Source organism: Rhizobium sp. ERR 1071 (genome assembly GCF_007828675.1).
Taxonomy (GTDB): Bacteria; Pseudomonadota; Alphaproteobacteria; order Rhizobiales; family Rhizobiaceae; genus Rhizobium; species Rhizobium dioscoreae.
On sequence record NZ_VITM01000011.1, the window covers coordinates 174,033 to 187,537 of the forward strand.

Here is a 13,505-nt window from a genome sequence, read left to right on the forward strand (position 1 = left end):
ACAATGGCCACTGAAATCCGCGTTCCTACCCTCGGCGAATCCGTCAGCGAAGCGACCGTCGGTACCTGGTTCAAGAAGGTCGGCGATGCCATCAAGGCCGATGAGCCGCTTCTCGAACTTGAAACCGACAAGGTGACGATCGAAGTTCCGGCGCCTGCTGCCGGCACGCTTTCCGAAATCGTTGCCCAGGCCGGCGAAACCGTGGGTCTCGGTGCGCTGCTCGGCCAGATCTCCGCCGGCAACGGCGCTGCTGCCGCTCCGGCACAGGCTGCCGCACCCGCTGCTGCTGCTCCGGCACCCGCCGCCGCTGCACCGGTTGCCGCTCCCGCCGTTTCCGCTCCGGCTTCCTCCATGCCGCCGGCGCCTGCTGCCGGCAAGCTGCTTGCTGAAAACAACCTCTCCGCCGATCAGGTCGAAGGCAGCGGCAAGCGCGGCCAGGTCTTGAAGGGCGATGTGATCGCTGCCGTTGCCAAGGCTGCATCGGCTCCCGCCGCCGCACCGGCAGCACCTGTTGCCGCCCGCGCGCCGACCGCTGTCGAGGACGTCAACCGCGAAGAGCGCGTGAAGATGACGCGCCTGCGTCAGACGATCGCCAAGCGCCTCAAGGATGCGCAGAATACCGCTGCCATGCTTACCACCTACAACGAGGTGGACATGAAGGCCGTCATGGACCTGCGCAACAAGTACAAGGACATCTTCGAGAAGAAGCATGGCGTGAAGCTCGGCTTCATGGGCTTCTTCACCAAGGCCGTCACGCATGCGCTGAAGGAACTGCCTGCTGTCAACGCCGAGATCGACGGCACCGACATCATCTACAAGAACTACTGCCACGTCGGCATGGCCGTCGGCACCGACAAGGGTCTTGTCGTTCCCGTCATCCGCGATGCAGATCAGATGTCGATCGCGGAAGTCGAGAAGGAGCTTGGCCGTCTGGCGAAGGCCGCTCGCGATGGTACGCTGGCGATGGCCGACATGCAGGGCGGCACCTTCACCATTACCAATGGCGGCGTCTATGGTTCGCTGATGTCATCGCCGATCCTCAATGCGCCGCAGTCGGGCATTCTCGGCATGCACAAGATCCAGGAGCGTCCGGTCGCCATCGGCGGCCAGGTCGTCATCCGTCCGATGATGTATCTGGCGCTCTCCTACGATCACCGCATCGTCGACGGCAAGGAAGCGGTTACCTTCCTCGTACGCGTCAAGGAAAGCCTGGAAGATCCGGAACGTCTCGTTCTCGATCTCTAAGGGGAGCGTTGGATCATGTCGACATGGCCCATGCGGACGCTGCGCGGATTGCTATGCGCCGTCGCCGCATGGGTGCCATCCTCCGCCGGCGCGGCGGAGTTCGACATTTCCAAGCTCAGCAGCAATCTCGATCTGGCGTCGCTTGGCGACGCCGATCTTGCCGCCCGCTCGATCAACATACTGCGCATCGGCAAGGTGGAACTGACCTCCGGGCGCATCGTCGCCAGCGACCCGCTCGTCGGGCCTGACCGAGCGGCATTTACCCGCACTGTTTCTCCCGGCGATTATCCCGTTACCTTGTATCAAGCCTTCGGCCGTATCGCTGCCGCCAGCATGCGTTTTGCCGAGGGCAAGCCGGTGCGCTGGGAATTGGCGGTGGTCCCCGGTCAGGATATCAATTCGCTGAAGAATGATGAGTTCTTCGGTTATCCCGTCGATGCCGGCTTCGGTTGCTACATGGATGCCGAGACTTATGCGCTGATCCAGGAGCGCGAAAAGCAGGTCCAGGAAGAGAAGGCGTCCTCGGATATCAACTACTATGATGACGTTCTGGCGTCCGAGCTGCAGCCGAATAACGACGACTATGCCCTGCATCGGCCCGTATCGGGCAAACGCGGGAATGTCGCCGTTTTTTCGAGCGGCTGGGGTGATGGCTTCTATCCGGTGTTCTGGGGGCTGGATGCCGCTGGCAGGCCGCTGGTTCTGTTCACCGATTTCGGCGTCATGGAAAATGCCGACGGCCGGCGCGAGCCGGGAGGGCAATGATGATGCCGATCGCAACCACGATGAACCGACTGGCCTCGATGCCTTGGATAATGCTGGCCTGCGCGGTCAATCCCGTGCCTGCCTATGCGGAAGAATGCGTGCAGGAAAAGGCTGTCTATGTCGATATGGACAATGCCTATGAGCTGCGCTTCGAGCCCATGGGCTCGGAATCATCCGTCAGCAACAGATTCAAGCTCGCAGTGCGCAACACCAATATCGTGGCCGATGGGATCGTGATGCGCACAGACGACCATCTGCGCGCCGATGGGCGGATCATGTTCGAATGTCCTGAAGGGGATGTAACGGGAGCCGACCTCAGGGCCTGCACCGTGTGGCAGGGCATGGTCTATGCCTCGGATCTGAAAGGCCATATCCGCGCATTGCCGGGAGAAGGCGAGAGCGCGGCGGATCGGCTGTTCCTGCCGGCGCTCGGCCCCTCGATCCAGAAGTCGTCCCTCTGGGGCAAGGGTAAGGCAACTATCGCGCCGTGGGATGTCCTTAGTCTGAAAGGATGCAATCAATGACCGACGATGCACCTGTTCTTCTCGTGACCGGCGGCAGCCGCGGCATCGGTGCCGCGGTTTGTCTGGCAGCCGCTCAGCATGGCTGGGCCGTTGCGGTCAATTATGCATCCAACAAGGATGCGGCCGAGGCTGTGGTGGGGACGATCGTTGACGCCGGCGGCCAGGCGACCGCAGTTGCCGGCGATGTCGGCAAGCCCGAGGATATCAAAGCCATCTTCGCCAAGGTCGACGCGCATTTCGGCCGCATCGACGGGCTCGTCAACAATGCCGGCATCGTCGATGTCATCCAGCGCCTGGATGAAATGACGCCGGAGCGGATCGACCGCATGTTTCGCATCAATGTCACCGGTTCGATGCTGGCGGCGGCCGAAGCCGTGCGCCGCATGTCGACCCGGCATGGCGGCAAGGGCGGAGTGATCGTCAACGTCTCCTCCATGGCGGCGACGCTTGGCGGTGGCGGGCAATATGTCGACTATGCCGCTTCCAAGGGCGCGATCGATACGTTCACTGTCGGGCTTGCACGCGAGGTGGCGGCGGAAGGCATTCGGGTGAATGCGGTGCGGCCCGGCATCATCGATACCGATATCCACGCGGCCGCCGGACTGCCGGATCGGGCGCGCGATATCGCGCCGCAATTGCCGATGAAGCGCTCGGGAACGGCTGATGAGGTCGCGGATGCCATCCTCTACCTGCTGAGCCCGCATGCATCCTATATAACCGGTGCCGTGCTCGACGTGAGCGGCGGTCGCTGATCGGAAAGGGACGATAGATGCCATATATTCTCGAATTCCTCGGCCTGATGGCGGTGTTCTCGATCTTCATCGTTATTCCGGGCGCCGATTTTGCCGTGATCCTGCGCCAGAGCATCGTGCATGGCCGCCGCGCGGCCATGATGACGGGCCTTGGCATGGGCTTCTCGCTGCTCTTCCACATCAGCTACACCATTCTCGGCCTGGGCCTGATCGTGTCGCAGTCGCTAATGCTGTTCAGCCTGATCAAATGGGCAGGCGTGGCCTATCTCGTCTATCTCGGCTTCAAGTCCTTCCGCCAATCCGGCTTTCAGGTGAAGGATGTCGAGATCACCGAGGAAGATTGCAAGCCGGTTTCCGTCTGGCGCTGCCTGGCCACGGGCTTCATCACCAATGCGTTGAACCCGAAGCCGGTGCTGTTCTTCCTGTCGCTGTTTTCGACGCTCGTCCATCACGATACGCCGGCGCTCATCCAGTTCAGCTACGGCATCGGCATGGCGGCAGCGCTCGTTGCCTGGTTTGCCGGCGTTTCCACCTTCTTCACCGTCAAGCCGGTGCGCGATCGTTTCATCGCCTCAGGCAAATGGTTCAACCGCATCACCGGAGCGGCGCTTGTCGGCTTCGGCATCCGCCTCGCCTTGGCACGGGCGACTGACTAACAAAGATACAAACAAGGAAATTAAAACATGTCCTACGATGTGATCATTATCGGAACCGGCCCCGGCGGCTATGTCTGCGCAGTCAAGGCAGCGCAGCTCGGCCTGAAGGTCGCGGTCGTCGAAAAGCGCGCGACCTATGGCGGCACCTGCCTCAATGTCGGCTGCATCCCGTCCAAGGCGCTGCTGCACGCTTCCGAAGTGTTCCATCATGCCGGCCATGGCATGGATACCCTCGGCGTCGAAGTCGCCGCTCCGAAGCTCAATCTTGAAAAGATGCTGGCGCACAAGGATGCAACGGTTAAGTCGAACGTCGACGGCGTCGCCTTCCTCTTCAAGAAGAACAAGATCGATGCCTTCCAGGGCACCGGCAAGATCGTTTCGGCCGGCAAGGTTTCCGTCACGGCCGAAGACGGCAAGGTGACCGAGATCGAAGGCAAGAATATCGTCATCGCCACCGGCTCCGACGTTGCCGGCATTCCGGGCGTTCCGCTTGAGATCGACGAGAAGGTCATCATCTCCTCGACCGGTGGCATCGCGCTCGACAAGGTGCCGGGCAAGATGATCGTGGTCGGCGGCGGCGTCATCGGCCTCGAGCTCGGCTCGGTCTGGTCGCGCCTCGGCGCCAAGGTCACCGTCGTCGAATATCTCGACACCATCCTCGGCGGCATGGACGGCGAAGTCTCCAAGCAGTTCCAGCGCATGCTTGCCAAGCAGGGTCTTGAGTTCCATCTCGGCGCCAAGGTCGTCGGCGTGGAAAAAACCGGCAATGGCGCGAAGGTCACCTTCGAGCCGGTCAAGGGCGGCGACAAGGTCGTGCTCGATGCCGATGTCGTTCTCGTCGCCACCGGCCGCAAGCCCTACACGGCAGGCCTCGGCCTCGAAGAAGCAGGCGTGGCGCTCGATAATCGCGGCCGCGTCGAGATCGACGGTCACTTCAAGACCAACGTCGCCGGCATCTATGCTATCGGCGACGTCGTAAAGGGTCCGATGCTCGCCCACAAGGCGGAAGATGAGGGCGTGGCGCTTGCGGAAATCCTCGCTGGCCAGGCCGGCCATGTGAACTACGACGTCATCCCGAGCGTCGTCTATACGCAGCCGGAAGTCGCCTCCGTCGGCAAGACCGAGGAAGAGCTGAAGGCTGCAGGCATCGCCTACAAGGTCGGCAAGTTCCCGTTCTCCGCCAACGGCCGCGCCCGCGCCATGCTGGCGACGGACGGTTTCGTCAAGATCCTCGCCGACAAGGAAACCGATCGCGTGCTCGGCGGCCATATCGTCGGCTTCGGCGCCGGCGAGATGATCCACGAGATCGCCGTGCTGATGGAATTCGGCGGCTCGTCGGAGGATCTCGGCCGCACCTGCCACGCGCATCCCACAATGTCGGAAGCTGTCAAGGAAGCCGCGCTCGCGACCTTCTTCAAGCCGATCCATATGTAAGATTGGACCGTCCCGGCGTGACAAGCGCCGGGATTGCAATGCTTGCCTGATGATGCGATGTACGGGCTCCCGTGCATCGCATCATCCAAACGTTCTCACCAACAAAGCAAGCATGTCACGTCAAAACCCAGCCGGCCGCCTATCCCTGAAACTTTTCGTTGCGACAGCGCTCGCACTCCTCGTTACCGTTGCGGCTCCCGCCTATGCGGAAACGCCTGTCGCCAGCTGGCCTCAGGCGGCAAGCGATCTGCCGGCGGAGCAGGGGATTCGCTTTGGGACTTTGCCGAACGGCATGCGCTATGCCGTCATGCACAATGCGACACCCGCCGGCCAGGTGGCGATCCGCTTCCGCATCGGTGCCGGCTCGTTGCAGGAGCGCGACGACCAGCAGGGTCTGGCGCACTTCCTCGAGCATATGGCCTTCAAGGGCTCGACCCATGTGCCGGAAGGCGAAATGGTGCGCACCCTTCAGCGTCTCGGTCTTGCCTTCGGCGCGGATACCAATGCGTCGACGAGCTATGGCGAAACTGTTTATGCGCTGGATCTGCCGGAAGCCAATCCGGAGACGGTTTCGACCGGCCTGATGCTGATGCGCGAGACGGCGAGCGAACTGACGCTCGATGCCGGCGCCTTCGACCGCGAGCGCGGCGTCATCCTTTCGGAAGAGAAGCTGCGCGACACGCCGCAATACCGTGGCGGGACCGGTTTGCTTGCGCAGCTGCTGCCAGGGCAGCGTGTGCCGCAGCGTCCGCCCATCGGCAAGACCGATATTATCAGCAACGCTCCGGTCGATCTGCTGCGGGATTTCTACCGCAGCTATTATCGCCCCGATCGCGCCACCCTAATTGTCGTCGGCGATATCGATGCGGCCGCCATCGAAGCCGATATCCGTAACCGCTTCGGCAATTGGGTCCCCGCCGCACCTGCACCCGCAGACCCTGATCTCGGCACTCTCCAAAGCCATGGAGAGCGCGTCGGGACGGTCATCGTGCCGGCTGGCGCGACCCGCGTGCAGCTTGCCTGGACACGGGCCTACGACGCATCGCCGGATACGGCTGCCAAGCGCCGCTCGCAGCTGGTGGAGGATATCGGCCTCGCCGTTCTCAACCGGCGCCTGTCAGTTTTGGCACAGCAGCCCAATCCGCCCTTCGTCAGCGCGCAGGCCGGTGCGCAGGATCTGCTGAAATCGGCCCATGTGGCGATGGTTTCCGCCGATAGCGATCCCGCGAAGTGGCAGGCTGCCCTGGCCGCTATCGATCAGGAGCAGCGCCGCATTGCGCAGTTCGGTGCCAACCAGAGCGAGATCGACAGGGAAATCGCCGAATATCGCTCCACCCTCCAGGCAGTCGCGAGCGGTGCCGCGACGCGCACGAGCCCGGATATTGCCGGTTCGCTCAACTGGAGCGTCGGTGAAAACATGGTTTTCACCTCGCCTGCGGACGATCTGGCGCTGTTTGATGCCGCGATGAAAGACCTGCGGGCGGAAGAGGTCAACCAGGTTCTTCAGCGCGTCTTTACCGGCAATGGTCCGCAGCTGGTGCTGCAAATCCCGCAAATGCTCGAGGGCGGCGATGCCGCTGTGGAGAAAGCCTATGCCGAATCTCGCGCCGTGGCGGTAAAGGCGCCGGAACAGACGGCTTCGGTCGCATGGCCCTACACCGATTTCGGCAAGCCCGGCGATATCGTCGAACGCCGTACGGTCGATGATCTCGGCGTTACGATGGTGCGTTTCGCCAATGGCGTCCGCCTGACCGTTAAGCCGACGAAATATCGCGCTGACGAGGTTTTGGTGCGGGCTGAGGTCGGCCGTGGCCGGTTGGACCTGCCGAACGACCGCCCGCTGCCGATTTGGGCGGCGCCGGCTCTGCCGCTATCCGGCCTGAAAGCCATTGGCTATGACGACATGCAGAAGGCTTTTGCCGCGAAGGTCGTGAGCATTGATTTCGCCATTCAGGATGCCGCTTTCAAATTCGAAGGTACGACGCAGCCGCGCGATCTGCAAACGCAATTGCAGCTGCTGACGGCTTACGTCTCCGATGCGGCCTATCGTCCGGATGTTTTCAAGCGAGTCCAGCAAGCCTATCTGAACATGCTTCCCCAGCTTCAGGCGACGCCAGGCAGCGTGGTCGGCCGCGACCTTTCGGGCCTCCTGCATTCTGGCGATCCGCGCTGGGCATTTCCGGACCGGACGCAGTTGATGGATGCGAAGCCGGAAGATTTCGAGGGCCTCCTGCAGCCCGCTCTTTCGAAGGGGCCGATCGAGGTCATCATCGCCGGCGATGTCGAGGCCGACGACGTCATTCGCTTGACCGCGCAGACCTTCGGCGCCTTGCCGGTTCGCGGCGACGAAGGGAAACAGAGCGACGGTTCCGGCGTGCATTTTCCGGCACCGACGACCGATCCGGTCGTGCGCCTTCACGATGGGCGCAGCGACAGCGCCGGTGCAGCCGTCGCCATGCCGATCGGCGATTTCCTTTCGGATCTGCCGCGTGCTGCCGCTGCCAATGTCGCCGGGGCGATCCTGCAGAACCGCCTAATCGACCAGTTCCGTATCGCCGAGGGCGCCACCTACAGCCCTCAGGGCGAGGTCGATCTGTCGAGGTCGATCCCCGGCTATGGTTTTGCCTATCTCTATGTCGAAACCACACCCGCCAAGGTGGATCACTTCTTTGAGCTGGTGAATAAGATCGCCGCCGATCTCGGTCAGGGAGATGTTTCGCCCGATGAGCTGACGCGGGCCAAGGTTCCGATCATCGAAGCGGTGAAGCGCTCGCAACAGACCAACGGCTATTGGGTTCAGAATCTTCGCGATGCTCAGAGAGATCCTCGGCGTCTCGACCGTATTCGCAAGAGTATCAGCGGCTACGAAGCCGTGACCGCCGAGGATGTCCGCGCCATCGCAACAACCTATCTGAAGCCTGATGCCTCCTGGCGGCTGAAGATATTGCCGGCGGATGGATCGGCCGTGCGTTAGGCCATTATCTGCCGGCCAAATTGCCGCAGCCGGCTTTTGTTGGTCGGGTAGCATTGCAATGTGTGGTAGTCTGCAGCCGTCGAATAAAGGCGGATGAAATCATGTCTGCAAGGCCTTTGATGGTGAAGCCCCTAATGCCGCATCCAGCGCTGCCGGATGCCGATTGGGCTGACTGCTACGAACTGAGTATCCCGAACTCGGATCTGACGGCCATTGCCGCCGCCCGAGCGATGCTCAGCCGCTTTCCGCTTTGGGCGCGGCTGCTGATACGAGTGCGCGATGCGATAACCAGTTTGTTCGGCTTGAAATCCAGCAGCGACCTTCGGGCACAGGAGCTGGAAAAGATCGGCTTCTTTCCCGTCGTCAGCAAGTCCGACAATCAGGTCGTGCTCGGGTTCGACGATCGGCATCTCGATTTTCGGGTCGTTATCGACGTGCGTGATGACGACCAGGGGTGTCGGCTAGTCGATGCCACGACGCTCGTCCGGCGGAACATATTGCTGGGTCGGATCTATCTCGCCATCATCACGCCATTCCACCGGCTGATCGTCGCGACGATGCTTGCCGATCTTGGCAAGCGGTTGCGAGCGGTCAGTTTACCGCCGTGACAGTAAAGCCCTGCTTGCGTAGCAGCGACACGAGACCCTGATCGCCGACGAGGTGAAGCGCACCAACGGCGATGAAGGCATTGCCTTTGTCGAGAACCGGCGCGGCGCGCTCGGCCATGACCTTGTTGCGGTCGAGGATGATGCGCTGTTCGAAGGCGGCGGTATCGGCATCGGTGATCTTCTGGTCCGGTTCGATCACTTTCAGCATCGGGATCATCGCGCCGATATTGCCGGCGAGATAGAGGCCTGTCATCGTTTCATTGACGTCGTTGATCTTGTCGCCCAGTTCGAGCGTCTGCATCAGCGATTTCAGATGAAGCGCGATCGGCAGATCGCTCATGGCTTTGGCCTGCTCTGCCAGCGTTTCGAGGCCAACGACCTTCTTGCCCTCGGCCGCGGCATCGCCCGCCAGCTTCTGGTCGAGGAATTTCGCACCGGCCGTCTTGCGGCGAACCTCGCAGCCCGTCATCTCGAAGGAGCTCGAGATCAGCCAGGGCTGCATGCGGGAAACCGCGGCGAGCGCAATGCCGCGCGCTTTCAGGCCCGCTTCCAGCCGGGCACTGTCTTCGGGCGACAGATGCTGGCTGATGGTCGAGCCGTCGGTGAGCATGGTGAGTGAAGGATTGGCGAAGAGGGCAGCGGCGGCCTTCTTGTCGTCGAGAATTTCATCCGATTCGACAACGATTGTATCGGCTGATGCAACGGCGTCTGCAGCGCCCCTCGGCATGGTGAGCACGCGCGAATCCGAAACATGCATGGAGCCCAGCAGCCAGGACGGCTTCAGGCCGGGCTTTTCGATCTTCCAGAAGATGCCCTTGCCGTTTTCCACCTTGTCGCCGGCGGCGATGATGGAGGCGTATTTCGCCGGATCGTTCTTTTGAAGTTCGGCCATCAGATCCTTGCCGCCGCAGCTGTCCGACACAGCGCCTTCTGCATGAGCCGGCTGCAGCGTCAGTATAGTCGCGACCAACAGCACCGCAAGCATCAGCGGAAAGGCGGTTGCAAGCCAGAGAAGCATATCGCCAAGCGTCGGCTTCATCGACCGCATCGTCTTGGACCCGAGGGTAGAAATCATCAGAATCTTCCATTCGCAGAGAGCATGACCGCTAATGCCGGAAAGCGGCTTTCGGAGGGCATGCCGGGACATGGTTCTGCTTTACGCGAGGGAGGCGGAAATTCCCTTAACGCGAGAGGTTAATCTTTTCTTATGCGCGTGGACGGCCTTACGCGCGGGGATGGGCGCGGTCGTAGACCTCGAGCAGGCGCGAGGAGTCGACACCGGTATAGACCTGCGTCGTCGAGAGGCTGGCGTGGCCGAGCAGTTCCTGGATGGTTCTGAGATCGCCGCCGCCAGCCAGGAGGTGAGTGGCAAAGGAATGGCGAAGCGCGTGCGGTGTTGCCGTGTCCGGCAGCCCGAAGGCGCCGCGCAGTTTCTGCATGCCGTGCTGGATGATGCCCGGCTGCAGCTTGCCGCCACGCGCGCCACGAAAGAGGGCGCCATCAGTTTCGAGATGATAAGGGCAGAGCTTGCGATATTGATCGATCGCTTCGATAACAATCGGAAGCAACGGCACCAGTCGCGTCTTGTTGCCCTTGCCGGTGATGCGCAGCGATGTCGCTCCTGATGGAAAGTCCTGCGGTTTCAGATCCAGCGCTTCGGAAATGCGCAGACCGCAGCCATAGAGCAGGGTCAGCACGGCGGCATCGCGCGCAGCGATCCATGGTTCTTCGTGCAGCTGCGCCTCGTCACTGACGACGGTGATCGCCTGCTTGTCGGAAAGGGGCTTCGGCAGCGATTTCGGCTGTTTCGGCGAGCGGACCGCAGCGGCACCCGCGGCATTCACAAGGCCCTTCTTCTCAAGATAGCGCAACAGCGAGCGAAGCCCGGCAAGATTGCGGCCGAGCGAACGTGCGCCCGCGCCGTCCTTGCGGCGGGCGGCAAGGAATGCACGAAAGTCGGCGGGACGGAGCGCATGAATATCCTCGATCGTTGCCGGACCGCCGAGATGGCCGGTGAGGAAGGTCAAGAATTGCCGCGTATCTCGTTCATAGGCATTCAGCGTGTGGGCGGCGAGCCGCCGCTCCTGACCAAGTGCATCTAGCCAGCGGTTGCGTTCCGCCATCAACCTGGAGTCGGCGATGATCAATAATTCGTTCAGTGGAAAACCCCTTGAAATTCGGATTCCTTCTGCCACTTTGAAGGAAGGAAGGTTATGGAATCGCTAATTTTCCCGCTGCTTCCGGCGCGTTTTCCCTTCGTGCTGCGGGGAGTAGCTGGACTTCAATGAAACTGCATATGGGTCGATTCCGGATCTCGGATGGTTCGCCTTCCATATGCGAGGCGCTTGTCATGCTTCGATCATATTCGATTGCGATAGAATATCTCCCAACCATTCAGGACACTTCATGGCGCGCCGCGGCTCGATAACTGCACTGGGACAACTTGCAGAAGCGATCGCTTTGGTGTCTCAGGGCCAGCCCGGACATATTGTCGATACTCTCATCGCCGAGCGCGGGCAAAAGATCGTGCGTAATCCGCTCTGGCCGCTCATGCGCCCATTTCTCTACACGCTGCTGCGCTACAACAAGGCAATCGAGTTCGCCGACGATGTCGCCAAGCTCTCCGGCTTTCAATGCTTCGAATATATGAGCGATCTGCTGCGGCTCGATATCGGCGTCACCCATCCCGATCGTATCCCGGCTAAGGGCGGCTTCATTCTCGTCAGCAATCATCCCACAGGCATTGCAGATGGCGTTGCTGTCTTCGATCTTCTGAAGTCGCGCCGGCCCGATATGATGATCTTTGCCAACCGCGATGCGGTACGCGTCAACCCGCGCTTTGCCGAGATGATCATCCCTGTGGAGTGGCGCGAGGAATATAAGAGCAAGCCAAAGACGCGCGAGACGCTGCAGCTGACCAACCGCGCCGTGGCGGAGGGCAAGGTGACCGTGCTCTTCCCGTCCGGCCGCATCGCCTACTGGGCGAACGGCAGGCTGAACGAACGCCCGTGGAAGACCTCGGCCGTGGGCTTGGCACGTAAATACAATCTGCCGATCCTGCCGGTGCATCTGACGGCGCGCAATTCCGGCCTGTTCTACTGGTTCGCCAAATGGTCGACCGAGCTGCGCGACATGACCGTGTTCCACGAGCTGCTCAACAAGCGCGGCGACCGGTTCGATTTCCTCGTCGGCAATCTCATTCCCGTCGAACATCTGGACGGCGACGTCAACGAGGTGACGAAGGCGCTGGAGAGGCACACCGTCTTCGATCTTGCGGCGGATGGAAACGCAACCTTCTCGCCGCTCGTCCCTCCGAACCAGGACGAGCCTCTGGTTTCGCATTCTCTTTAATATCGGAATCGGCTAAACCCTCCGCATGCAGCTTCGCTCCATGTTTGCCCGCAATTATCGCTCCCTGCGCTCGATCCGCATGGATCTTTCCGATGTCAATCTGTTCATCGGTGAGAACGGTGTCGGCAAGTCCAATCTCTATCGCTCCCTGCAGCTGGTGCAGGCTGCTGTTCGTGGGCGGCTGGCGCACGAGATATCGAGCGAAGGCGGCATGTTCTCGGCCATGTGGTCGGGCAAGCGGCGTTCGCATGAGTCCGCCCGTATCCGCTTCGATGTCGAACTGCTCGACATAGAGCGGGCGGCGACCTTTCGCTACTGGATCGAAGCGGGCATGCGGCCGCCCGTGGCATCCGCCGGATTTCCATTGGAGCCGCAGGTCAAGGCCGAGGAACTTTCCGTCGAGACGGGGCGGCGGCCGGTGACGATGATGAAGCGCGAGGGGCCAGGCATTTCCGTGCGCGGCGAGAGCGGCCGCATGCAGGCGCATCCGGAGAACGCCCTGACCTCCGAAACCGCGGTCGCATTACTCGGTGATGCCGGTCATTTTCCGGAGGTCGGCACGTTCCGGCGCGCCGTCGACGCCTGGCGATTCTACCACGGCTTCCGCACCGATCGCGGCTCGCCGCTGCGTGCGCCTTGCCTTGCCGTGACGTCTCCCATGCTGGACGAGGATGGCGCCAATATCGCCGCCGTTTTCGCAACCCTCGTCCATACGCGCGAAGACACCGTGGAGCTGGACCGGGTTCTAGCCGCAGCGCTCGGAGGGGCGCGGCTTGTTGTGCCCGAACCGCAGGAAATGGCGGATTTCGGCCTGATGCTGCCCGAGTTTCCCAACCGCATCTTCCAGCCGCGCGAACTTTCCGATGGCCAGATCCGCTTCCTCGGTCTTGCAGCAGCCCTGATGTCCTATCGCCTACCGCCGCTGATCGCGCTCAACGAGCCGGAGGCGAGCCTGCACCCCGACATGCTGGTGCCGCTTGCCGACATGATCGCCGCGGCCGCAAAGACGAGCCAGATCTGGATCGTCACTCATTCAGAACGTCTGGCCGAGGTCGTTCGCGAGCGCTGTGGAGCGAAGCCGCGCCAGGTGATCCGTGAGGACGGCTCCACCTGGATCGACGGCATGCGGCTGACTGGCGAGATCGATGATGAAGATGAGTAGCGGCAATCCGGGTTTTCTTTTGCGTCCGTCCGGG

General features: G+C 61.7%; 12 protein-coding genes. 10 read left to right on the plus strand and 2 right to left on the minus strand.

The features are described 5' to 3' along the window. Nucleotides 1-3: 3 nt before the first annotated feature. From odhB to FBZ99_RS27755, 8 genes are all read left to right on the plus strand, one after another. Nucleotides 4-1,245 (plus strand): 2-oxoglutarate dehydrogenase complex dihydrolipoyllysine-residue succinyltransferase, encoded by a 1,242-nt coding sequence (gene odhB / locus FBZ99_RS27720; protein ID WP_145636097.1) that lies wholly within the window; start codon nucleotides 4-6, stop codon nucleotides 1,243-1,245. 15 nt (nucleotides 1,246-1,260) lie between these two features. Continuing rightward, on the plus strand, nucleotides 1,261-2,010 hold the full coding sequence (locus FBZ99_RS27725) for a DUF4241 domain-containing protein (protein ID WP_145636099.1): 750 nt from the start codon (nucleotides 1,261-1,263) through the stop codon (nucleotides 2,008-2,010). Further along, nucleotides 2,007-2,534, plus strand: a complete 528-nt coding sequence (locus tag FBZ99_RS27730) for a hypothetical protein (protein ID WP_233790188.1) — start codon at nucleotides 2,007-2,009, stop codon at nucleotides 2,532-2,534. Before FBZ99_RS27725 ends, FBZ99_RS27730 begins: the two co-directional genes overlap by 4 nt. Beyond that, nucleotides 2,531-3,286: an SDR family oxidoreductase gene (locus FBZ99_RS27735; RefSeq protein ID WP_145636101.1), complete on the plus strand. Its 756-nt coding sequence runs from the start codon at nucleotides 2,531-2,533 to the stop codon at nucleotides 3,284-3,286. Before FBZ99_RS27730 ends, FBZ99_RS27735 begins: the two co-directional genes overlap by 4 nt. Nucleotides 3,287-3,303: 17 nt before the next feature. Further along, the gene (locus FBZ99_RS27740; protein ID WP_145636103.1) at nucleotides 3,304-3,942 is read left to right on the plus strand and encodes a LysE family translocator; all 639 of its coding nucleotides are present in this window, start codon (nucleotides 3,304-3,306) and stop codon (nucleotides 3,940-3,942) included. 27 nt (nucleotides 3,943-3,969) lie between these two features. Next, complete coding sequence (gene lpdA, locus FBZ99_RS27745; RefSeq protein ID WP_145636105.1) at nucleotides 3,970-5,376, plus strand: dihydrolipoyl dehydrogenase; 1,407 nt, start codon at nucleotides 3,970-3,972, stop codon at nucleotides 5,374-5,376. Between the two features lie 112 nt (nucleotides 5,377-5,488). Beyond that, nucleotides 5,489-8,350 (plus strand): M16 family metallopeptidase, encoded by a 2,862-nt coding sequence (locus FBZ99_RS27750; protein WP_145636108.1) that lies wholly within the window; start codon nucleotides 5,489-5,491, stop codon nucleotides 8,348-8,350. A 101-nt stretch (nucleotides 8,351-8,451) separates the two neighbouring features. Beyond that, on the plus strand, nucleotides 8,452-8,958 hold the full coding sequence (locus FBZ99_RS27755) for a DUF2867 domain-containing protein (RefSeq protein ID WP_173002600.1): 507 nt from the start codon (nucleotides 8,452-8,454) through the stop codon (nucleotides 8,956-8,958). On the opposite strand, the gene FBZ99_RS27760 is transcribed toward FBZ99_RS27755, so the two are convergent. Further along, nucleotides 8,942-10,033: a TraB/GumN family protein gene (locus tag FBZ99_RS27760; protein WP_145636110.1), complete on the minus strand. Its 1,092-nt coding sequence runs from the start codon at nucleotides 10,031-10,033 to the stop codon at nucleotides 8,942-8,944. The two genes, FBZ99_RS27755 and FBZ99_RS27760, sit on opposite strands and share 17 nt — an antisense overlap. A gap of 148 nt (nucleotides 10,034-10,181) precedes the next feature. Beyond that, nucleotides 10,182-11,117: a tyrosine recombinase XerC gene (locus tag FBZ99_RS27765; protein ID WP_113354440.1), complete on the minus strand. Its 936-nt coding sequence runs from the start codon at nucleotides 11,115-11,117 to the stop codon at nucleotides 10,182-10,184. 247 nt (nucleotides 11,118-11,364) lie between these two features. Here FBZ99_RS27765 and FBZ99_RS27770 point away from each other — a divergent pair, with 247 nt between their 5' ends. Continuing rightward, nucleotides 11,365-12,309, plus strand: a complete 945-nt coding sequence (locus tag FBZ99_RS27770) for a GNAT family N-acetyltransferase (RefSeq protein ID WP_145636112.1) — start codon at nucleotides 11,365-11,367, stop codon at nucleotides 12,307-12,309. Between the two features lie 25 nt (nucleotides 12,310-12,334). After that, nucleotides 12,335-13,471: an AAA family ATPase gene (locus FBZ99_RS27775; protein WP_145636113.1), complete on the plus strand. Its 1,137-nt coding sequence runs from the start codon at nucleotides 12,335-12,337 to the stop codon at nucleotides 13,469-13,471. The last annotated feature ends 34 nt before the right edge of the window (nucleotides 13,472-13,505 follow it).